The sequence below is a fragment of the Nesterenkonia sp. YGD6 genome (assembly GCF_022565895.1).
Classification (GTDB): Bacteria; Actinomycetota; Actinomycetes; order Actinomycetales; family Micrococcaceae; genus Nesterenkonia.
This window is the reverse complement of the sequence record NZ_JAJOYY010000001.1, coordinates 48,109-69,755: the sequence shown is the minus strand read 5'-3', so window position 1 is coordinate 69,755 and position 21,647 is coordinate 48,109. Positions and strand designations below refer to the sequence as shown.

At 68.2% G+C, this 21,647-nt stretch carries 15 protein-coding genes and 1 tRNA gene; 9 read left to right on the top strand and 7 right to left on the bottom strand.

What is annotated here, in order from left to right:
- Positions 1–225 precede the first annotated feature (225 nt).
- The 5 genes from gltB to LTI14_RS00285 all read left to right on the top strand — a co-directional run bounded on the left by gltB (position 226) and on the right by LTI14_RS00285 (position 8,924).
- Complete coding sequence (gene gltB, locus LTI14_RS00305; RefSeq protein ID WP_241475185.1) at positions 226–4,869, top strand: glutamate synthase large subunit; 4,644 nt, start codon at positions 226–228, stop codon at positions 4,867–4,869.
- Positions 4,862–6,328 (top strand): glutamate synthase subunit beta, encoded by a 1,467-nt coding sequence (locus tag LTI14_RS00300; protein WP_241469942.1) that lies wholly within the window; start codon positions 4,862–4,864, stop codon positions 6,326–6,328. The genes gltB and LTI14_RS00300 overlap by 8 nt, the downstream gene beginning before the upstream one ends.
- Positions 6,329–6,420: 92 nt before the next feature.
- Complete coding sequence (gene pyk / locus LTI14_RS00295) at positions 6,421–7,935, top strand: pyruvate kinase (protein ID WP_241464364.1); 1,515 nt, start codon at positions 6,421–6,423, stop codon at positions 7,933–7,935.
- Positions 7,936–8,069: 134 nt separating this feature from the next.
- Positions 8,070–8,153, top strand: a tRNA-Leu gene (locus tag LTI14_RS00290).
- An 84-nt stretch (positions 8,154–8,237) separates the two neighbouring features.
- Positions 8,238–8,924, top strand: a complete 687-nt coding sequence (locus LTI14_RS00285) for an ANTAR domain-containing response regulator (RefSeq protein WP_446740361.1) — start codon at positions 8,238–8,240, stop codon at positions 8,922–8,924.
- A gap of 107 nt (positions 8,925–9,031) precedes the next feature.
- On the opposite strand, the gene LTI14_RS00280 is transcribed toward LTI14_RS00285, so the two are convergent.
- From LTI14_RS00280 to LTI14_RS00255, 6 genes are all read right to left on the bottom strand, one after another.
- Positions 9,032–10,222 carry an acetyl-CoA C-acetyltransferase gene (locus LTI14_RS00280; RefSeq protein WP_241475183.1) on the bottom strand — a complete coding sequence of 397 codons (1,191 nt, stop codon included), beginning with the start codon at positions 10,220–10,222 and terminating at the stop codon, positions 9,032–9,034.
- 65 nt (positions 10,223–10,287) lie between these two features.
- Positions 10,288–10,944 (bottom strand): CoA transferase subunit B, encoded by a 657-nt coding sequence (locus LTI14_RS00275; RefSeq protein ID WP_241475181.1) that lies wholly within the window; start codon positions 10,942–10,944, stop codon positions 10,288–10,290.
- A gap of 7 nt (positions 10,945–10,951) precedes the next feature.
- Positions 10,952–11,734 (bottom strand): CoA transferase subunit A, encoded by a 783-nt coding sequence (locus tag LTI14_RS00270; protein WP_241464367.1) that lies wholly within the window; start codon positions 11,732–11,734, stop codon positions 10,952–10,954.
- 82 nt (positions 11,735–11,816) lie between these two features.
- Positions 11,817–12,614, bottom strand: coding sequence for a 3-hydroxybutyrate dehydrogenase (locus LTI14_RS00265; protein ID WP_241475179.1), 798 nt, complete (start codon positions 12,612–12,614; stop codon positions 11,817–11,819).
- A 117-nt stretch (positions 12,615–12,731) separates the two neighbouring features.
- Positions 12,732–14,144, bottom strand: a complete 1,413-nt coding sequence (locus LTI14_RS00260; RefSeq protein WP_241464369.1) for a GntP family permease — start codon at positions 14,142–14,144, stop codon at positions 12,732–12,734.
- A 128-nt stretch (positions 14,145–14,272) separates the two neighbouring features.
- On the bottom strand, positions 14,273–15,451 hold the full coding sequence (locus LTI14_RS00255; RefSeq protein ID WP_241469939.1) for a PucR family transcriptional regulator: 1,179 nt from the start codon (positions 15,449–15,451) through the stop codon (positions 14,273–14,275).
- Between the two features lie 188 nt (positions 15,452–15,639).
- Between LTI14_RS00255 and LTI14_RS13165 the strand changes: the two genes are divergently transcribed.
- Both LTI14_RS13165 and LTI14_RS00250 read left to right on the top strand, forming a co-directional pair.
- Entirely contained in the window at positions 15,640–15,756 is a 117-nt protein-coding gene (locus LTI14_RS13165) for a CoA-transferase (protein WP_342357702.1), read from the top strand.
- A complete protein-coding gene (locus LTI14_RS00250; protein ID WP_241475171.1) occupies positions 15,753–17,126 on the top strand; it encodes a short-chain fatty acid transporter in 1,374 nt (457 codons plus the stop codon). Before LTI14_RS13165 ends, LTI14_RS00250 begins: the two co-directional genes overlap by 4 nt.
- A 20-nt stretch (positions 17,127–17,146) precedes the next feature.
- On the opposite strand, the gene LTI14_RS00245 is transcribed toward LTI14_RS00250, so the two are convergent.
- The gene (locus LTI14_RS00245; protein ID WP_241469938.1) at positions 17,147–17,467 is read right to left on the bottom strand and encodes a CHY zinc finger protein; all 321 of its coding nucleotides are present in this window, start codon (positions 17,465–17,467) and stop codon (positions 17,147–17,149) included.
- Between the two features lie 168 nt (positions 17,468–17,635).
- On the opposite strand from LTI14_RS00245, the gene ilvD reads away from it, so the two are divergent.
- The gene (gene ilvD, locus LTI14_RS00240) at positions 17,636–19,417 is read left to right on the top strand and encodes a dihydroxy-acid dehydratase (RefSeq protein WP_241464373.1); all 1,782 of its coding nucleotides are present in this window, start codon (positions 17,636–17,638) and stop codon (positions 19,415–19,417) included.
- Positions 19,418–19,766: 349 nt separating this feature from the next.
- Complete coding sequence (locus LTI14_RS00235; protein ID WP_241464374.1) at positions 19,767–21,644, top strand: acetolactate synthase large subunit; 1,878 nt, start codon at positions 19,767–19,769, stop codon at positions 21,642–21,644.
- Positions 21,645–21,647: the final 3 nt, after the last annotated feature.

The following is a 21,647-nucleotide window of genomic DNA, read 5'->3' as shown; positions in this document are numbered from 1 at the left end:
CCGGGACACACCCCCGTATAGCGCGAACGTCACAGTGTGGCTGGGTCACAGGGTGACTGCGTCATGCAGGACCGAAGACCGACGGAGCCTGAGGAGTTCTTCGCAGACCGGGACGCCACAGTCCCGAAGAACTGGGAGAATGAGCTCAGACACCGTGCACCATAGAAGGGGCCGACGATGTCCCCTCCCCATGAAACGTCCGCATGCGGAGGAAGGAAGACCTTCATGTCTACTCTCGGATCACCGGGAACAGGCGCGGCTGCCACGGCAGACCCGCTCCAGATCATGAGTCCCTATCAGCGCTTTGCCGCTTTCCCTGAGAAGTCTGGGCTCTACGACCCCGCCAACGAGCACGAGAACTGCGGCATGGCCGCCGTGGCCACGCTGCGCGGCGAGCCGGGCCACGACATCGTGGACCACGCCCTCGTGGCGCTGCGCAACCTAGAACACCGCGGCGCCGTGGGCGGCGACGTGGGCACCGGCGACGGTGCCGGGCTGCTCACCCAGATCCCGGACGAGTTCTTCCGCGCGGTCACCGAGTTCGAGCTCCCGCCGATGGGGGAGTACCTCGCCGGCACCGCGTTCCTGCCGCAGTCACCCGCCGAGCGCGAGGCGATGTGCGTCAGCTTCGGCGACCTCGCCGAGGAACAGGGCCTGATCGTGCTGGGCTGGCGAGATGTCCCGGTCGACGCCTCGATGATCGGCACCCTGGCCAAGGAGTCGATGCCGTACTTCCGGCAGGTCTTCCTCGGCTTCGCGGCCGAGGACTCCATCGCCTACCAGGAGTCCGGCTCGGGCACGCTGGACCAGCGTGGATGGCGGCTGCGCAAGCGCGGACAGAACCGGCTCGGGGTCTACTTCCCCTCGCTGTCCTCGAAGACCATCACCTATAAGGGGATGCTCACCACCGCGCAGCTGGAGCCCTTCTTCCCGGACCTCTCGGATGAGCGGTACAAGACCACCCTGGGCATCGTCCACTCCCGCTTCTCCACCAACACCTTCCCCTCCTGGCCGCTGGCCCAGCCGCTGCGCAACATCGCGCACAACGGCGAGATCAACACCGTCAAGGGCAACCGCAACTGGATGCGCGCCCGGCAGTCCATGATGGCCTCGGAGCTGCTCGGCGAGGACCCGGAGTCGCTGTTCCCGATCTGCACCCCCGGCGCCTCGGACTCCACCAGCTTCGACGAGGCCGCCGAGCTGCTGATGCTCTCCGGCCGGCCGCTGGCCCAGGCGATGCGGATGATGATCCCCGAGGCCTGGGAGAACCACGAGACCATGGACCCCGATCTGCGGGCGTTCTACCAGTACCACGCACAGCTCATGGAGGCCTGGGACGGCCCCGCCGCGATCGCCTTCACCGACGGTCAGCAGGTCGGCGCGATGCTCGACCGCAACGGACTGCGCCCGGCCCGCTACTGGGTCACCGACGACGGCCTGGTCGTGATGTCCTCCGAGGTCGGTGTCCTGGACCTGGAGCCCTCTTCCATCGTGCGCAAGGGCCGTGTCGCCCCGGGCATGATGCTGCTGCTCGACACCGTTGAGGGCCGGATCATCGAAGATGCGGAGATCAAGGCCGATCTCGCCTCCTCGGCACCCTGGGCCGACTGGGTCCAGGAGAACCTGGTCAAGCTCGCCGACCTCCCGGAGCGGCTGCACGTCCGCCACCCCTCCGAGTCGGTCCGGCTGCGCCAGCAGACCTTCGGCTACACCCACGAAGAGCTCCGCGTGCTGATCGGGCCGATGGCCACCGCCGGCGCGGAGCCGCTGGGCGCCATGGGCACCGACACCCCCATCGCGGTGCTCGCCGACCGGCCCCGGCTGCTCTTCGACTACTTCATGCAGACCTTCGCCCAGGTGACCAACCCGCCGCTGGACGCCATCCGGGAGGAGCTGGTCACCTCCCTGGCGCTGCACATCGGTCCCAACGGCAACCTGCTCTCCAACGAGCAGGTCCGCTCCCGGCAGGTCGCCCTGGACTTCCCGGTGATCAACAACGACGAGCTCGCCAAGATCGCTAACATCCGCAACGAGGACGGCGCGAAGATCGCACTGAAGGTCCGCGCGCTCTACCGCGCCGGGTCCAGGGAGGAAGAGCTGCGCCAGCGGATCCGCGAGATCTGCGAGAAGGTCTCCGCCGCGGTCAACCGCGGGGTCAGCTACATCGTGATCTCCGACCGCGACTCCAACGCCCAGTGGGCGCCGATCCCGTCGCTGCTGGTGCTCTCCGCGATCCACCACCACCTGCTGAAGTCCGCCAACCGCACCAAGGTCTCGCTGATCGTGGAGGCCGGAGACGTGCGTGAGGTCCACCACGTGGCCTGCCTGATCGGCTACGGCGCCGCAGCGGTGAACCCCTACCTGGCCATGGAGACCGCCGAGGACATGGTCCGCCGCGGCGACCTGACCGCGGTCGACGAGGAGCAGGCGGTGCACAACCTGCTCACCGCGCTGGGCAAGGGCGTGCTGAAGATCATGTCCAAGATGGGCATCTCCACCGTCGCCTCCTACTGCGGCGCGCAGACCTTCGAAGCCGTGGGCCTGGCCCAGAACGTGGTGGACCAGTACTTCTCCGGCACCCACTCGCCCATGGGCGGGGTTGGGCTCGACGTGCTCTCCACCGAGACCCTCGAGCGGCACGCGCGCGCCTACCCGGCCGACGGCAACGACCTCGGCCGGGGCAACGAGCTCGAGATCGGCGGCGAGTACCAGTGGCGCCGCGAAGGCCCGCCGCACCTGTTCAACCCGCAGACCGTCTTCAAGCTGCAGCACTCCACAAAGACCCGCCGCTACGACATCTTCAAGCAGTACTCCAAGGCCATCGATGACCAGTCCGAGGCGCTGCTGACCCTGCGCGGACTCTTCAAGCTCAGCTCCGAGCGCCCGCCGGTGCCCATCGAAGAGGTCGAATCGGTCGCGGAGATCGTCAAACGGTTCAACACCGGGGCGATGAGCTACGGCTCCATCTCCCAGGAGGCCCACGAGACCCTCGCGATCGCGATGAACCGGCTCGGCGCACGCTCGAACACCGGTGAGGGAGGCGAGCACCCGGCCCGGCTGGAGGACCCCGAGCGGCGCTCGGCGGTCAAGCAGATCGCCTCCGGACGCTTCGGCGTCACCAGCCAGTACCTCACCCACGCCGATGACCTGCAGATCAAGATGGCCCAAGGTGCCAAGCCCGGCGAGGGCGGCCAGCTCATGGGCAAGAAGGTCTATCCCTGGGTGGCCGAGACCCGGCACTCCACCCCCGGCGTCGCGCTGGTCTCCCCACCGCCGCACCACGACATCTACTCCATCGAGGACCTGGCCCAGCTGATCTTCGACCTCAAGCGCGCCAACACCGGCGCCCGGGTCCACGTGAAGCTGGTCTCCCTGCACGGAGTGGGCACCGTGGCGGCCGGCGTGACCAAGGCCAAGGCCGACGTCGTGCTGATCTCCGGGCACGACGGCGGCACCGGCGCCTCGCCGCTGAACTCGCTCAAGCACGCGGGCACCCCCTGGGAGCTCGGGCTGGCCGAGGCGCAGCAGACGCTGATGCTCAACGGGCTGCGCGAACGCGTCACCGTGCAGGTGGACGGTCAGCTCAAGACCGGGCGTGACGTGATCATCGCGGCGCTGCTCGGTGCCGAGGAATACGGCTTCGCCACCGCCCCGCTGGTGGTCTCGGGCTGCATCATGATGCGGGTCTGCCACCTGGACACCTGCCCGGTGGGCGTGGCCACGCAGAACCCGGTGCTGCGCGACCGCTATACCGGTCAGGCCGACCACGTGGTGAACTTCTTCGAGTTCGTCGCCCAGGAGGTGCGCGAATACCTGGCCGAACTGGGCTTCCGCACCCTGGACGAGGCGATCGGCCACGTCGACGCCATCGACATGGACGACGCCAAGCGGCACTGGAAGACCACCGGGCTCGACCTCGGCGCCGTGCTGGACAGCTACGACCCCAACGACCCGGTGACCGCCTCGATGCTGCGCCGCACCCGCGGGCAGGACCACGAGCTGGAGAAGCACTTCGACATGGGTCTCATCGAACTCGCCGGTTCGGCCATCTCCCACGGCGAGAAGGTCCACATCGAGAAGAAGGTCATCAACACCGACCGCTCGGTGGGCACCATGCTCGGCCACGAGGTGACCAAGGCGCAGGGGCTGAAGATGCTGGAGAACAACACCATCGTCGTCGAGCTCACCGGTGAGGCGGGCCAGTCCCTCGGGGCCTTCCTTCCCCACGGGATCACCCTGCACCTGGCCGGGGACGCCAACGACTACGTGGGCAAGGGACTCTCCGGCGGGCGGATCATCGCCCACCCGGACCCCTCGGCCCCGCTGGTGGCCGAGAAGAACGTCATCGCCGGCAACGTGATCGGCTACGGCGCCACCGCCGGCGAGATGTTCCTGCGCGGCCAGGTCGGCGAACGCTTCCTGGTGCGCAACTCCGGCGCCACCGCCGTGGTCGAAGGAATCGGCGACCACGGCTGTGAGTACATGACCGGCGGTCAGGCGCTCATCCTGGGACCCACCGGACGCAACTTCGGGGCAGGCATGTCCGGAGGCACCGCGTTCCTGGTGGACTTCGACGAGGAGAAGATCAACTCGCAGGCCCGCATCAACGGGGACCTGCTGCTGCTCGAGCCCGATGAGGAGGATCGCGCCATCATCGGCGACCTGCTGCGCCGCCATCACGAGGAGACCGGCAGCACCGTGGCCGAAGCCCTCCTCGACGACCTTGAGACGACCTATTCGCGCATCACCAAGGTGCTCCCGCGCAACTACGACGCCGTGCTCCGCGCCCGCTCCAGCGCCCTCGACGAGGGCCTGGATCCCGATGGCGACGCAGCATGGCAGAAGATTCTGGAGGCGACCCGTGGCTGATCCGCGTGGATTCCTGAAGCACCGAGAGCGCCAGGACCGGCCCTCTCGCCCCATCCCGGTCCGAATCATGGACTTCAACGAGGTCTACGACCGCAACGAGCGCGGCATCGTACAGACCCAGGCCAGCCGCTGCATGGACTGCGGCATCGCCTTCTGCCACACCGGCTGCCCGCTCGGGAACCTGATCCCGGAGTGGAACGACCTGATCTGGCGCGACCAGTGGGAGGAGGCCTCCTCCCGGCTGCACATGACCAACAACTTCCCGGAGTTCACCGGGCGGATCTGCCCGGCACCCTGTGAGACCTCCTGCGTGCTGGGGATCAACCAGCCCGCAGTGACGATCAAGCAGTCCGAGGTCTCCATCGCCGATGAGGCGATCGCTCGCGGCTACGTCGAACCGGTGCTGCCCCAGCGGCTCACCGGCAAGACCGTCGCCGTGGTCGGCTCCGGCCCGGCAGGCCTCGCCGCCGCCCAGCAGCTCACCCGCGCCGGGCACACCGTGGCCGTCTACGAGCGCGACGACCGGCTCGGCGGGCTGCTGCGCTATGGCATCCCGGACTTCAAGATGGAGAAGCACCACGTGGAGTTCCGCATCGACCAGATGCGCGCCGAGGGCACCCGCTTCTACACCTCCACCGAGATCGGCGCCGACATCACCTGGGACGCCCTGGAGGCCAGCTACGACGCCGTGATCCTGGCCACCGGCGCCATGGTCCCGCGCGACCTGGGCATCACCGGGCGCGAGCTCGACGGGGTCCACTTCGCCATGGAGTACCTGGTCCAGTCCAACAAGGCCACCTCCGGAGACGAGGTCGCCGACCAGATCCGCGCCGACGGCAAGCACGTCGTGGTCCTCGGCGGCGGTGACACCGGCGCCGACTGCATCGGCACCGCCCACCGCCACGGAGCGGCCTCGGTGACCACCCTGGCCATCGGCAAGGAGCTCCCCTCGGAGCGACCCGAGAATGAGCCCTGGCCGATGGACCCGCGGGTCTTCGAACTCACCAGCGCCGACGAGGAGGGCGGGGAGCGCAGCTACCTGGCCTCGACCGTGGAGTTCGTCGCCGATGAGCTCGGCCACGTGCGCGCCCTGAAGGTCGCCGAGACCCAGTACAACCCCGACGGCTCCCGCTCGCCCAAGCCCGACAGCGAGCACGAGATCCCCGCTGACCTGGTGCTGCTGGCCCTGGGATTCACCGGGGCGGAATCTGACACGCTCACCGAGCAGCTCTCCCTCGACTTCGACCGCCGCGGGAACATCACCCGGGCGGAGGACTACCAGACCTCCGTGGAGGGCGTCTTCGCCGTCGGCGACGCCGGACGTGGAGCCTCCCTGGTGGTCTGGGCCATCGCCGAGGGCCGCGCAGCAGCCGCGAAGGTGGATGAATATCTCGAAGGCGCGACCAGGCTTCCGGCCCCGGTCAAGCCCTCGGATCGTGCCATTTCACTCACAGGCTGACTGTTATAGGCTCGAGCACGAACCATCCTGGTCCAGTGTCGTGCCAGTCCATCAACTCGCTTATCAGCACAATAGATAGGACAAGGTGAGACATGAGACACGCCAAGATCGTCGCCACATTCGGCCCCGCCACCGCAGGCTATGAGATGACCCGCAAGCTCGTGGAGGCCGGTGTCGACGTCGCCCGGGTGAACATGAGCCACGGCGACTACAGCGTCCACGAGGACACCTACAACACCGTCCGCGAGGTCTCCAAGGACCTGCGCCAGGCCGTCGGGATCTTCGCCGACCTGCAGGGGCCGAAGATCCGGCTGGGTCGCTTCGCCGAGGGTGAGCACTCCCTCGCCGTCGGAGACCGCTTCACCATCACCATCGATGACATCCAGGGCACCAAGGAGCGCTGCTCCACCACGTTCAAGGGCCTGCCCGGAGACGTCAACGTCGGTGACACGCTGCTCATCGACGACGGCAAGGTCTCGCTGCGCGCGCTGGAGGTCACCGACACCGACGTCGTCACCGAGGTCACCGTGCCCGGCAAGGTCTCCAACAACAAGGGCATCAACCTGCCCGGCGTCGCGGTCTCCGTGCCGGCGATGTCGGAGAAGGACGAGGAGGATCTGCGCTGGGCGCTGCGCACCGGCTTCGACATGGTCGCGCTCTCCTTCGTCCGTGACGCCGCAGACATCGAAGCCGTGCACCGGATCATGGATGAAGAGGGACGCCGCGTCCCGGTCATCGCCAAGGTCGAGAAGCCCCAGGCGGTGGAGGCGCTGCAGGACATCGTCGACGCCTTCGACGCCGTCATGGTCGCCCGCGGCGATCTCGGCGTGGAGCTGCCGCTGGAGGAGGTTCCGCTGGTGCAGAAGCGCGCCGTGGAGCTCGCCCGACGCTGGGCCAAGCCGGTCATCGTCGCCACCCAGGTGCTGGAATCCATGATCGACAGCCCCCGGCCCACCCGCGCCGAGGCCTCCGACTGCGCCAACGCGGTGCTCGACGGCGCGGACGCGGTCATGCTCTCCGGAGAGACCTCCGTGGGTCAGTTCCCGGTGGAGACCGTGGAGACCATGTCCAGGATCATCGAGACCACCGAGACCAAGGGTCTGAGCCGGATCCCCGAGCTGGGCACCAGGCCGAAGACCCGTGGTGGTGCGATCACCCGCGCCGCCAAGGAGATCGCGGACCAGCTCGACATCGAGCACCTGACCACCTTCACCCGCTCGGGAGACTCCGCCCGTCGGCTCTCCCGGCTGCGGCCGAAGCAGAACATCTTCGCCTTCACCCACGTGGAGCACACGCACAACATCCTGACCCTCTCCTGGGGCGTGCAGCCGCGCTGGGTGGAGTTCGCCACCCACACCGACACCATGACCGCCCAGGTGGACAAGCTGCTGCTGGAAGAAGATGCCGCCGAGCTCGGCCAGCTCGTCGTGATCGCCGCCGGGTCCCCTCCAGGACAGGCCGGGACCACCAACATGGTCAAGGTCCACCGGATCGGTGACCTGCACGACGCCAGCGACATCGAGACCCTGCGCCGCGGCGACACCGCCCCGGCGAACAAGGAACCGGTCGGACCCTGGCCCGCGGCCAGCGCCTCAAGCCCGGTCTAGTCGGGCCGGCACGGCCGAGATTCAACGCCCGGGCGCAGGCCCGGGTAAGCTGGTGCCGTCCTCGCCGGGAAGTCTGAGAAGACTGCCCGCGGGGACTGCATGAGCGCCGGGGAGGCCCTGACCTCCTTGGTCCAGCCCGAATGGCGGAATAGGTAGACGCGCCGCACTCAAAATGCGGTACCACTGGTGTGTGGGTTCGAGTCCCACTTCGGGCACCAAGACGACGACGACCAGCCCAGCACGGGGATCATCCCCTCCGGGGGATGCCCCCGGCACGGTGGTCAGGGACCAGAAGGAGAACGGTGAGCGAACAGACTCCGGGCACCGGTGCCCATGAGAGCGGATCCGCAGCGGGCGGCGACGCCGCCACCTCCGACGCGGCGGCCCAGCACGGCAGCGCGGTGCGCCGCGTGCTGGTCGCCGAGGATGAGACGCTCATCCGGCTCGACATCGTCGAGATCCTCACCGGCGCCGGCTACGACGTGGTCGGTGAGGCCGACAACGGTGAACGCGCCGTGGAGCTGGCCCGCGAGACCGAGCCGGACCTGGTCGTGATGGACGTGAAGATGCCCATCATGGACGGCATCACCGCGGCGCAGCTCATCGCGGAGGAGCGGATCGCCCCGGTGGTCATGCTGACCGCGTTCTCCCAGCGTGACCTGGTCGAATCGGCCCGTGAGGCCGGCGCCATGGCGTACGTGGTCAAGCCGTTCACCGAGAACGATCTGATCCCGGCCATCGAGGTCGCCATGGCGCGCTTCGACGAGATCCGCGCCCTGGAGGACGAGGTCACGTCGCTGGCCGACAAGTTCGAGACCCGCAAGCTCGTGGAGCGGGCCAAGTCCCTGCTCACCACCAAGATGGGCCTCACGGAGCCGGAGGCCTTCCGCTGGATCCAGAAGACCTCGATGGACCGCCGGCTGTCGATGCGCGAAGTCGCCGAGACCGTCGTCGACCAGATGACGGATTCTCCGCCGTACCTCAAGTGAATCTCCCGTTGAGGGGCGGATTCTCCGAGCATCTGTGGCTGTTTTCGGCCCCAACTGGTCGGAGAATCCGCCCCTCAACGCGTGGGGGAGGGGCCTGAACGGGCAGTTCAGCCGCGGACGGTGAGGATCAGGGCGTCACCCTGGCCTCCGCCGCCGCACAGACCCGCGGCTCCGGTGCCGCCGCCACGGCGGGACAGCTCCAAGGCAAGGTGCAGCACCAGGCGCGCCCCGGACATGCCCACCGGGTGGCCCAGCGCGATGGCGCCGCCGTTGACGTTGAGCTTCTCCTCCGAGAGGCCCAGCTTCCGAGCCGACGCCACCCCCACGGCGGCGAACGCCTCATTGATCTCCACCAGGTCCAGTGACTCTGGGTCGATGCCCTGCTTGCGGCACGCCTCAGCGATCGCATGCGCGGGCTGCAGCTGCAGGGAGGAATCCGGTCCAGCCACCATGCCATAGGCGCCGATCTCCGCCAGGGGAGTGAGACCGAGCTCCTGCGCCTTCTCCGGGGTGGTCACGATGACGGCGCAGGCACCGTCAGAGATCTGCGAGGCAGAGGCAGCCGTGATCGTGCCCTCCTTGTCGAAGGCAGGGCGCAGCTTGCCCAGCGATTCCGCCGTCGTGCCCGCTCGGATGCCCTCGTCGCGGCTGACCCGAACCGGGTCACCCTTGCGCTGGGGCACCTCGACGGGCGTGACCTCGTCGTCGAAGACGCCGTTGTCCCACGCCTGCGCGGCGCGTTCATGGGAGAGCGCAGCAAGCTGATCCTGCTCCTGCCGGGAGACCTCCGTCTCCGCCGTGTTGCAGGACTCTGTCAGGGCGCCCATGGTCTGTTGCGTGGCCTGATCGAACAGCGCGTCATAGGCCATCGAGTCCACCAGGGTCGTGTCTCCGTAGGTGAAGCCCTTGCGCGAGCCCGGCAGCAGGTGCGGGGCATTGGACATCGACTCCATGCCGCCGGCGACCACCAGCTCACACTCACCGGCGCGGATCAGCTGATCCGCGTAGGCGATGGCGCTGAGCCCCGACAGGCATACCTTGTTCACCGTCATCGCGGGCACGCGGGCAGGTATGCCTGCTCCCAGGGCGGCGGTGCGGGCCGGGTTCTGTCCCGCTCCGGCCTGGATCACCTGCCCCATGATCACGTAGTCGACCTGGTCGGTGCGGACCCCGGTCTTCTCCAGGGCGCTGCTGATGGCAGCGGACCCCAACTGGGCGGCGGTGAGCGAGGAGAGCCCGCCCATCAGCTTGCCGATCGGGGTGCGGCTTCCTCCGAGGATCACGGAACCGGGTGTCATAGCTGCTCCTTCATGTTGCGGACGACTCGTGGGTGTTCAGGACCATGCCTAGCATGTGCGGCGGCTCAGTGCAGCTCGACGCCGGTGGCTTCGCGCACCTGCTCCTCACTCACCCCCGGTGCGGTCTCCACCAGCACCAGGCGCGGGGCGGTCTCGGTGCCCACCACGTCGATGACGGCCAGGTCGGTGATGATCCGGTTCACCACGGACTTGCCGGTCAGCGGCAGGGTGCAGGCAGGCAGGATCTTCGGGGCCCCGTCCTTCGCCACATGGTCCATCAGGCAGATGACCCGCTCCGCGCCATGGACCAGGTCCATGGCACCGCCCATGCCCTTGACCATCTTGCCGGGCACCATCCAGTTGGCGAGGTCGCCGTTCTCGGCCACCTGCATGCCGCCGAGCACGGCGACGTCGATCTTGCCGCCGCGGATCATGCCGAAGCTGGTGGAGGAGTCGAAGAACGCCGCCCCGGGAAGCACGGTGACCGTCTCCTTGCCGGCGTTGATCAGGTCCGGGTCCACCGCGTCCTCGGTGGGGTAGGGGCCCACGCCGAGGATGCCGTTCTCGGACTGGAGCACTACGGTGCGTTCGGCCGGGATGTGGTTCGGGATCAGGGTCGGCATCCCGATGCCTAAGTTCACGTAGGCGCCGTCGGGGAGCTCCTCGGCGGCGCGGGCGGCCATCTGGTCGCGGGTCCAGCCCGCGTTGATCTCGGTGGTCATGACGTGGTCACTCCTTCTCGTCGCTGCGGACGGTGCGCTTCTCGATGGGCTTGTCGATCTCGGCGCCGACCTCCACGATCCGGTGCACGAAGACCCCGGGCAGGTGGACGGCGTCGGGGTCGATCTCCCCGGGCTCCACGAGCTCCTCCACCTGGGCGATGCAGACCCGGCCCGCCATCGCGGCGTCGGGGCTGAACTGCCGAGCGGCCTTGTTGAACACCAGGTTGCCGTGTCTGTCGCCGCGCTGGGCATGGACCAGGGAGAAGTCGGCGACGATCGACTCCTCCAGGACGAAGTCGAGCGCCCGGCCGTCGTGGACGGTGAAGGGCCTGACCTCCTTGGGCGCAGACTCCTTCGCCACGCCGCCGGAGCCGTCGTAGGTCATCGGGATGCCGCCCTCGGCGACCTGCGTGCCCACTCCGGAGCGGGTGTAGAACGCCGGGATGCCCGCGCCGCCGGCGCGCATCTTCTCCGCGAGAGTGCCCTGCGGGACCAGCTCCAGCTCGAGCTCGCCCTCCAGGTACTGGCGAGCGAACTCCTTGTTCTCGCCCACATAGGACGAGGTCATCTTCACGATCCGGCGCGCCGCCAACAGGATGCCCAGGCCCCAGCCGTCCACGCCGCAGTTGTTGGACGCGACGGAGAGCCCGGAGGCGCCCTGCTCCAGCAGCGCCTCGATGAGCTGGATCGGATTGCCGGAGAGGCCGAAGCCTCCCACGGCGAGCGAGGCTCCGTCAGGGATGTCGGCGACGGCCTCGGCGGCGGTCGCTACGGTCTTGTCGATGGTCATGGGCCCTCCTCAGGGACTTGGGGCGGTTGGGCTTGGGACTGTGCGAGTGCGGGTCTGCTGGATGCTCCGCGTGATCGTCTGCTCAGCTCGCGGTCCATCCTCCGTCGATGGCGTAGGACGTGCCGGTCACCATGCCGGCGGCGTCGGAGACCAGCCACGTGGCCAGGGAGGCCACCTCCTCGGGCTCCACCAGCCGCTTCACGGCAGACTCGGTGAGCATGATCTGCTCGACCACCTGGTCCTCACCGATGCCGTGGATGCGGGCCTGGTCTGCGATCTGCTTCTCCACCAGCGGGGTGCGCACATAGGCGGGGTTGAGGCAGTTGGAGGTCACCCCGTGCTCGGCGCCCTCCAGGGCGGTGACCTTGGAGAGCCCCTCCAGCGCATGCTTGGCAGTCACGTAGGCGGACTTATAAGGGCTGGCCCGCAGGCCATGGACCGATGAGATGTTGAGGATCCGGCCGAAGCCGCGCTCGTACATGCCGGGGAGGGCGGCGCGGATCAGCAGGAACGGAGACTCCACCATCAGCCGGTGCATGAATCGCCAGGCCTCGGGGTCGAACTCGTGCAGGGGCGCGACCCGCTGGATGCCGGCGTTGTTGACCAGGATGTCGGCGTCGTGGAGTCCCGTCTCGGCCGTGAGCTCCTCCAGGGCCGCGGTCTCGGCGAGATCCACCGTCCATGAGGTGCCGCCGATCTCTGCTGCCAGGGCCTCGGCGGCTTCGCCGTCGCGGTCGCAGACCGTTACCTGGGCCCCGGCGGCGGCGAAGGCCCGCACACAGGCCGCACCGATGCCGGAGGCCCCGCCGGTGACGACGGCGCGCCGGCCGCTCAGCGCATCGGCCGGGATCGGTGAGCTGCGAGTCGGGTGGGGGTTCATGAGGCTCCTTCAGAAGGGTCGGTATGGAACGGGGCGGACGGGATGGCGGGGGGGGCGGGATGGCGTGGGACGGGATGGCGGGGGCCGCGGCGGACGAGGCGCGCCCGTTCCCGTGGATCAGAACCCGCCGACGGCCGAGACCAGCGCGATCAGCGCGGCGACGACCAGCACCGGGATGACAAGCGTCACCATACCGATGTCCTTATAGGACTGACGATGGGTGAGGCCACAGACGATCAGCAGCGTGACGACGGCGCCCGAGTGGGGAAGCGTGTCCAGGCCGCCTGCGGCCATGGCGGTCAATCGGTGCATCATCTCCAGGCTCATGCCTTCGGCCTCGGCCATTCCGCGCAGGTCATCGCCCAGGGCGTTCAGGGCGATGGTCATGCCGCCGGAGGAGGAGCCGGTCAGCCCGGCGGTGATCGAGGTCGTGACCACGGATGTCACCAGCGCGTTGGCGCCCATGCCGAAGACCGAATCACGGATCACGATGAAGGCGGCCACCGAGGCGACGACGGCGCCGTAGCCGACCTCGGAGGCGGTGGAGAAGATCGGCAGCATGGAGCGCTTGACGCCGTCGTTGAATCCGATCTTCAGGATGCTCCACTGTCCGAAGTTCATCGCGACGATCAGTCCGATGGCGACCACGATGCCCACCACCACGGCCCACAGGCCCGCGCGGGAGTCGTAGGTGATGGCCCCGAAGGTGTCCTCCTGCAGATAGGACCAGTCCATGGCCGGGAAGATCAGCAGGGTGCAGGCGAAGTTCACCGCGAAGACGGTCAGCAGCGGCAGGAACGGAACCAGGCGGTTGGGTGGGGCGATCGTGGTGGTCACCGAGGAGCCGTCGTCGGCCGACCCTCCGATGACCTTCTTGGACTCCAGGGACTCGAAGTGCTCGCCCTTGGCGATCAGGCTGCGACGGCGGTGCTCCAGCCACACCATGCCCAGGCCGAAGATCAGGATCCCGCCGAGGACGCCCACCCCCGGGCCGGCGTAGGCATCGGTGCCGAAGAACTGCCCGGGGATGATGTTCTGCACCTGCGGGGAACCGGGCAGGGCGGTCATGGTGAAGGTGAAGATGCCCAGCGCGATGGTTCCGGGGATCAGCCGACGCGGGATGTCGGCCACCCGGAACAGCTCGCGAGCCAGCGGATACATCACGAACGCGACCACGAAGAGGCTGATCCCGCCGTAGGTCATCAGTGCCGAGGTGATCACCGTGGCGGCGATCGCTCGGCGGCTTCCGATCCAGCCGGTCACGGTGCGCGCGATCGACTCTGCGTATCCGGTCACGGTCATCAGGATCCCGAAGATGGCCCCGACCAGGAAGACCGGGAACCAGCTGCCCACGAAGCCGGCCATCGCCGGCATGAACACCTCGGTGTAGGACGCCAGGATGGGGGCCCCGGAGAACAGCACGCAGACGACTGCGGAGAGCGGAGCGGCCAGGATCACCGGCACGCCGCGGTAGGCGAGGGTGATGAGCAGCAGCAGGGACACGATGATGCCGACGATGCCCAGAATCATGGGGGTCTCCTTGTGGAGGGTGGTGAGCGAGTGACGACCGTCACGGCGTCGTAGATCAGCTTGCACGCTGGAATGTGACGTGGGCTACATCCATCCGTTCAACAGTGGAGCGCCCGTTTCGTAGCTGGCTACGAATGCGTCCCGTGGGGGAGTGTGCCCCGATGTGCTGCGAGCGCCCAGGAGAGCTCGACGAGCGTGTCGAGGTCTCCCAGATCAGCCCCGACCATCTCCTGGAACCTCTGCAGCCGGTAGCGCAGCGTGTTGGCGTGCACCGGGATGCTGCGGGCGGCCAGTGGAATGCTCAGCCGGTGGCGCAGGTAGGCGTCCACGGCCTCGAGCACATGCTCGCCGAATGTGCCGGCCTCGGCCAGGGGCTGCAGGTGGCGCTCCTGCAGCAGGGCGGTGACCTCCGGGCTGGCGTGGACCCCGGCTCGCCAGGAGAGGCGTTCCAGGTCCACCACTCCGGTCTGCCCCACGGCCGCGGCTGCTCGCAGCGCCGTGGAGGCGGACTCGAAGGATCGAGGCAGCCCCTCCAGGGTCACCGCCGGGCCGAGCCCGAGGGTCAGCCGGTCCGGCTCCGCGCTCAGCGGCGGCTCGCCGATGAGGATGCCCACCAGCGTGCTGGCGCGCACGGCCGTGAGCACGCGGATTCCCGCCCGGTCGGCCCAGTCCTGGAGCCGCCGCTGGTGTTCGAGGTCCTCTTCCGGCTGTGAGTGCGCGGCCAGCGCGCGCAGCGGTGCGGCGGTGGGGATGTCGTAGAGGGCGGCGCCGCGGGCCAGCTCGGTCGGCTCCATCCAGGTGGCGACGGCGTCACCGATCCAGGCCGCGCGCCGGGTGGAGTCAGCCAGGGCTCGCGAGACGTCCTTGTCCCGGTAGACGAGCACCGCGCGGGTGGAGAACGCGTCTCCCAGCTCCCACAGCAGGGTGGAGGAGGCCAGGACCTGATCTGCGGGGATGCCGTGGTCCGGGGCGTGGTCCAGCAGCCGGTGCAGGATCACCGACATGCAGGTCCGGAAGCCGGCGAGCACGCTCTCCACGGGCACTCCCTGGGCGTGTCGCTCCGAGGCCAGGGCGTCAGCTTCGGCGACGTCGTCGGAGGAGGGTTCGAAGCCGGCGCGGACCGTGCGGATGCTCAGCGCGATGTTGCGCCGCACCGATGCCTGCAGGGCGGAGGTGGGGACGTCGTGGTAGCCGGGCACCGTGGCGCGAATGTTGCCGATGGTCTCCTCGAGGATGCTGCCGTCCGCCTCGAGAGCGGCCAGCAGCTGGTCCCAGGCGGCCTCGGCGCGACCCTCATCCGCTGTCATGGGGCTCACGATACCGCCGCCCTGCGCCGAGCAGGAGCATGGCGCGGTTCCCGCGCTGGAGCCTCCCGGCGTTCCGGAGCAGGTCTTCTGCAGACGATTTGCCTAGCGTCGTGATCTGAGTCACATTGGGTGTGACGGGGCCGGATCGCCCCACCTTCTGCGCATCTGAACTCAAGGAGCTCACCCTGATGGTTGCCCGATATCCCTCTGCCCCTGAGGCGCTGGATCGTCTGTTCTTCGACGGCATGACCCTCCTCGTCGGAGGGTTCGGTCTCAGCGGCATCCCCGCTGAGCGTGCCGTATGACCACTTCGCGGCAGTCTGCCGCAGGCAACAGCGCCGTACTCGGCAGGGTGATGCGACCGCTGAACTCCCTGGTGGAGAAGCTGATCCCCTCGGCCCTGGTCTTTGCCATCGTCCTGACCTTCATCGTGGGCATCCTGGCGCTGGTCTTCACCGACGCCGGCCCTGTGCAGGTCGTCGAAGAATGGGGCATCGGCCTGGCTGGGCTGCTGGAGTTCATCACCCAGATGGCCCTCATCCTGTTCCTCGGCTATATCCTGGCCAACACGCGACCCGCCCGAAAGCTGCTCCGCCGCCTGGCCACAGTCCCCAGAACAGCAATCCATGCCTACCTGTTCGTGTTCTTCTTCGCCGCCCTGGCAAGCCTCATCACCTGGGGACTGGGACTGGTGGTCGGCGGTCTGCTGGCACGCGAAGTTGCCCACGTCTTCCGGGAACGCCAGATTCCCGTGCACTTTCCCATGCTGGTGGCCTCGGGGTTCTCCGGATTCGTGGTCTGGCATATGGGCTACTCCGCCTCCGGGCCGCTGACCGCAGCCACCCCAGATTCCTTCGTGGCAGACCAGCTGGGCGCTCCGCTGCCCGTGGGGGAGACGATCTTCTCCACCTGGAACATCATCGCCTGCATCGTCACCATCGCAGTGGTCGCCCTGGCCCTGTATCTGGTGGCGCCCCGGGACAGCAAGTCGGTGGTCCCGCTGGCGGTGGACGCACGCGAGGCCGATGTCGAGATCGACGACGCCGTCGAAACCCCCGCTGACCGCGTGGACGCCTCTCGCATTCCCACGCTGCTGATCGGCCTGATGTTGGTGGCCTATCTGATCATCCACTTCAGCGGCGGCGGCACCCTGACGCTGGATGTAGTCAACTGGAGCTTCCTGGGGCTGATCATGCTGCTGGTCCGCAATCCCTTCGAACTGATCGCCCTGACCAAGCAGGCCGCCTCGAATGTGGGCGAGATCCTGCTGCAGTTCCCGCTGTACGCGGGCATCCTGGGCATCATGGCCGGCACCGGGCTGATGACCGTCATCTCAGAGGCCTTCGTGGCGATCTCCACTGCGCAGACGTTCGCGCTCTTCGCGTTCCTCTCCGCCGGTCTGGTGAACTTCTTCGTGCCCTCCGGGGGCGGACAGATCGCTGTGCAGGCCCCGATCCTGCTCGAGGCCGCAGAGGCGCTCAGCGTGGATCCCGCTATCGCCATCATGGCTGTGGCCTATGGAGACCAGTGGACGAACATGATTCAGCCGTTCTGGGCGCTGCCGCTGCTGGCGATCGCGGGGCTGAAGATGCGCGACATCCTCAGCTACACCACGATCGTGCTCATCGCCTCCGGCATCGTCTTCGGCGCAACCCTGCTCATCGTCTCGATGTGACGGCCCCACGCTAGACGGGGTCAGAGCTCGAAGTAGAACTCGTGATGCGTCGCGCACCCGGGGTTGAACCCTGCTCCACAGTCCGCGCAGGCCTCCGCGACCAGGTACTCCGCGATGCTGAATCGGTGGCGGCAGACCCCGCAGAGCAGGGCGCGCTCGGCCCGGCGCCCCAGCGGCCAGCGGCTGATCGGGTGCGCCTCGGCCTCCTGGTGACACTTCAGGCAGGGATACCAGCGGTCGCAGCAGAAGAACCGGAGCGCGACGACGTCCAGCGGCCCCGCGTAGTGCCGGCAGCGGGTCTGCTCATCCACCGCGGCGCCGCGGATCACAGGCTCATCCATGCGCCCGAGGCTATCGGAATCTGCGTCATCCGCCCCTCAACGAACAGGTGGTGCGCCCCTCAATGCGCAGGCAGCGCAGCATCCCTCCACCCCAGCGGAATTCTGCATCGTGAGACGGGCGGCGGTGCGAGTGTGCCGGGACACGTTCGCAGGCATAGAATCCAGAGCATGGCTGAGCGCACCGCAGAGACCCCAGAGAACACCCCTGACATCGTCGCGGGCAAGGCACCCTTCACCCCGCCCACCGCGGTCACCGGACCCTCGAGTCCGGAGAAGCCGCGCAGCTGGGAGGTCACCGACGGCTACACCCGCGCCCCGGCGCGCGGGATGCTGCGTGCGGTAGGCATGGGCGACGACGACTTCTCCAAGGCGCAGATCGGCATCGCCAGCTCTTGGAACGAGATCACCCCCTGCAACCTGTCCCTGGACCGCCTGGCCAAGGCCTCCAAGGAAGGTGTGCACGCCGGCGGCGGCTACCCGATGGAATTCGGCACCATCTCGGTCTCCGACGGCATCTCCATGGGCCACGAGGGCATGCACTACTCGCTGGTCTCCCGCGAGGTCATCGCCGACTCCGTGGAGACCGTCATCCAGGCCGAGCGGCTCGACGGCTCGGTGCTGCTCGCCGGCTGCGACAAGTCCCTGCCCGGCATGCTCATGGCCGCGGCTCGGCTCAACCTCTCCAGCGTGTTCCTCTACGCCGGCTCGATCATGCCCGGCGTGGCCCGCTTCGCCGACGGCACCGAGAAGCAGGTCACCCTCATCGACGCCTTCGAAGGTGTGGGCGCCTGCGCCCGCGGCACCATCAGCGAGGCCGACCTCGACGTCATCGAACGCGCCATCTGCCCCGGCGAAGGCGCCTGCGGAGGCATGTACACCGCCAACACCATGGCCTGCATCGGCGAGGCCCTGGGCATGTCGCTTCCCGGCTCCGCCGCTCCGCCCTCGGCCGACCGCCGCCGCGACCACTACGCGCACAAGTCCGGCGAGGCCGTGGTGGAGCTGCTCCGCCAGGGCATCACCACTTCAGACATCCTCACCAAGAAGGCCTTCGAGAACGCCATCGCGGTGACCATGGCCTTCGGCGGCTCCACCAATGCGGTGCTGCACCTGCTGGCCATCGCCCGCGAGGCCGGGGTGGAGCTCGAGCTCGAAGACTTCAACCGCATCGGCGACAAGGTCCCTCACCTCGGTGACCTCAAGCCCTTCGGCCAGTACGTGATGGCCGACGTCGACCGGGTCGGGGGAGTGCCCGTGGTCATGCGCGCACTGCTCGACGCCGGCCTGATCCACGGCGACGCGCTCACCGTGACCGGCAAGACCGTGGCCGAGAACCTCGAATCGATCAACCCGCCGGACATCGACGGCAAGATCATCCGCGCGCTGAACAACCCGATGCACCCCAACGGGGGCATCGCCGTGCTGCACGGTTCACTGGCACCCGAGGGCGCGGTGGTGAAGTCCGCCGGCTTCGACGCCGAGGTCTTCGAAGGCACCGCCCGAGTCTTCGAACGCGAGCAGCAGGCGCTCAAGGCGCTCGAGGAGGGCCGGATCCAGGCGGGCGACGTCGTCGTCATCCGCTATGAGGGCCCCAAGGGCGGTCCGGGCATGCGCGAGATGCTGGCCATCACCGGAGCCATCAAGGGCGCCGGGCTGGGCAAGGACGTTCTGCTGATCACCGACGGGCGCTTCTCCGGGGGCACCACCGGTCTGTGCATCGGGCACATCGCTCCCGAAGCGGTCGACGGCGGCCCCATCGCCTTCGTCGCCGACGGTGACCTCATCCGGATCGACATCGCTGGGCGCAGCATCGAGCTCGTCGTGGACGCGGCCGAGCTCGCCACCCGGCAGCAGGACTGGACCCCGCTGCCGCCGTTCATCACCACCGGTGTGCTCGGCAAATACGCCAAGCTGGTCCGCTCCGCCGCAGAGGGCGCCTACTGCGGCTGAGGCCGCGCGCGCAGTCTCAGCAACCCGGATTCCCACGATGTGAGACGGGCATCCGGGATGTTGACACTGATCACGGGCCAGGGAAGCATGGACGCCATGCGTCAACTACTAGCGGTAGTACCCGTACCCGCCGCCGGGGGACATGTGAAGTGATTCACACGCCTCAGGTCGGCCGCTCGTCTGCCTCACCGAGGCAGCCGAACGGTTGAACTGGAGCTGACGCATCCGCTCACCCCGGCAGAAGGCCCCATAGGCTTCTCAGCCGGGGTTTTCTCTTGACCGGAGCGGATCCGCCACGGATCAGAGATTTCTTGGATCAGCAATTCGGGAACCAGAGACTGAGGAAAAGATGAGCAATCTGACAGCCACGAGCCCAGCCATGCTGGCCTCCAAAGCATCCAGCAGCGCCGCTGGGACTTCCCCGGACCCGCGCATCTACGGTCCCGGCCGCACGGTGGAGCCGGTAGCGGCCACCGGCGCCGAATCGATCATTCGCAGCCTCGAGTCACTCGGCGTGACAGACGTCTTCGGCATCCCCGGCGGCACCATCCTGCCCACCTATGACCCGCTGATGGACTCCGAGCAGATCAACCACATCCTGGTGCGCCACGAGCAGGGCGGCGGCCACGCCGCCCAGGGCTACGCGATGGTCACCGGTCAGGTGGGCGTCTGCTTCGCCACCTCCGGCCCCGGCGCGACGAACCTGGTCACCCCGATGGCCGACGCCCACATGGACTCCGTGCCGATGGTCGCGATCACCGGCCAGGTCAACGCCGCGGTCATCGGCACCGATGCGTTCCAGGAGGCCGACATCGTCGGCATCGCCACCCCGATCACCAAGCACTCCTTCCTGGTCACCGACGCCGACCAGATCCCGAAGGTCATGGCAGAGGCCTTCCACCTGGCCTCCACCGGCCGGCCCGGCCCGGTGCTGGTGGACATCACCAAGTCCGCCCAGGTCGCGCAGACCACCTTCGCCTGGCCGCCGAAGATCGAGCTCAACGGCTACCGTCCGGTCACCCGCGGGCATTCCAAGCAGATCCGCGAGGCCGCGAAGCTGATCCAGGCCGCCTCCCGCCCGGTGTTCTACATCGGCGGCGGCATGATCAAGGCCGAGGCCTCCGAGGAGTTCTACGCGCTGGCCGAGACCGTCGGCGCACCGGTGGTCAACACGCTCATGGCCCGCGGCGCCTTCCCGGATTCGCACCAGCAGAACCTGGGAATGCCCGGGATGCACGGCACGGTCTCCGCCGTCGCCGCGCTGCAGCGCTCGGACCTGCTGATCACCCTCGGCGCGCGCTTCGATGACCGGGTCACCGGGCAGCTGGAGAGCTTCGCCCCGGACGCGAAGGTCATCCACGCCGACATCGACCCCGCCGAGATCTCGAAGAACCGCGCGGCCGACGTGCCGATCGTCGGCTCGCTCAAGGAGATCGTGCCCGAGCTGACCTTCGCCTTCGACGCGCTGGTGACCAAGCACGGACGCACCGACATCAGCGGCTGGTGGAAGCAGCTCAACCGCTTCCGCGAGACCTACCCGCTGGGCTACACCACCCCGGAGGACGGGAAGATCGCCCCGCAGCAGGTCATCGAGAAGATCAACCAGGCCGCCGGTCCCGAGGCCGTCTACGTGGCCGGCGTCGGGCAGCACCAGATGTGGTCCTCGCAGTTCGTCAAGTACGAGCGGCCGCGGCAGTGGCTGAACTCCGGCGGGCTCGGCACCATGGGCTACGCGGTGCCTGCCGCCATGGGCGCCCAGGTGGGCAACCCGGACCGGGTGGTCTGGGCCATCGACGGCGACGGCTGCTTCCAGATGACCAACCAGGAGCTCGCCACCTGCGCGATCAACAAGATCCCGATCAAGGTCGCGGTGATCAACAACTCCTCGCTGGGCATGGTGCGGCAGTGGCAGACCCTCTTCTACGAGTCCCGCTACTCCAACACCCACCTCAACACCTCGGTGTCCGACTCCGGCGGGGAGATCGTTCGGATCCCCGACTTCCTCAAGCTCGCCGAGGCCTACGGCTGCGTGGGGCTGCGCTGTGAGCGTCCCGAGGACATCGACGCCGTGATCGCCGAGGCCATGGCGATCAACGACCGCCCGGTGGTCGTGGACTTCGTGGTCTCGCGGGACTCGATGGTCTGGCCGATGGTCCCTGCAGGGGTCTCCAACAGCGACATCCAGTTCGCGCACAACCTGACCCCGCAGTGGGACGAGGAGGACTAAAGC

What these genes read in the sequence shown, in the direction of transcription:
- gltB (WP_241475185.1), top strand. Translation starts at nt 226, where the DNA reads ATGTCTACTCTCGGATCACCGGGAACAGGCGCGGCTGCCACGGCAGAC.
- pyk (WP_241464364.1), top strand. Translation starts at nt 6,421, where the DNA reads ATGAGACACGCCAAGATCGTCGCCACATTCGGCCCCGCCACCGCAGGC.
- LTI14_RS00280 (WP_241475183.1), bottom strand. Translation starts at nt 10,222, where the DNA reads ATGACACCCGGTTCCGTGATCCTCGGAGGAAGCCGCACCCCGATCGGC.
- LTI14_RS00275 (WP_241475181.1), bottom strand. Translation starts at nt 10,944, where the DNA reads ATGACCACCGAGATCAACGCGGGCTGGACCCGCGACCAGATGGCCGCC.
- LTI14_RS00270 (WP_241464367.1), bottom strand. Translation starts at nt 11,734, where the DNA reads ATGACCATCGACAAGACCGTAGCGACCGCCGCCGAGGCCGTCGCCGAC.
- LTI14_RS00265 (WP_241475179.1), bottom strand. Translation starts at nt 12,614, where the DNA reads ATGAACCCCCACCCGACTCGCAGCTCACCGATCCCGGCCGATGCGCTG.
- LTI14_RS00260 (WP_241464369.1), bottom strand. Translation starts at nt 14,144, where the DNA reads ATGATTCTGGGCATCGTCGGCATCATCGTGTCCCTGCTGCTGCTCATC.
- LTI14_RS00255 (WP_241469939.1), bottom strand. Translation starts at nt 15,451, where the DNA reads ATGACAGCGGATGAGGGTCGCGCCGAGGCCGCCTGGGACCAGCTGCTG.
- LTI14_RS13165 (WP_342357702.1), top strand. Translation starts at nt 15,640, where the DNA reads ATGGTTGCCCGATATCCCTCTGCCCCTGAGGCGCTGGATCGTCTGTTC.
- LTI14_RS00250 (WP_241475171.1), top strand. Translation starts at nt 15,753, where the DNA reads ATGACCACTTCGCGGCAGTCTGCCGCAGGCAACAGCGCCGTACTCGGC.
- LTI14_RS00245 (WP_241469938.1), bottom strand. Translation starts at nt 17,467, where the DNA reads ATGGATGAGCCTGTGATCCGCGGCGCCGCGGTGGATGAGCAGACCCGC.
- ilvD (WP_241464373.1), top strand. Translation starts at nt 17,636, where the DNA reads ATGGCTGAGCGCACCGCAGAGACCCCAGAGAACACCCCTGACATCGTC.
- LTI14_RS00235 (WP_241464374.1), top strand. Translation starts at nt 19,767, where the DNA reads ATGAGCAATCTGACAGCCACGAGCCCAGCCATGCTGGCCTCCAAAGCA.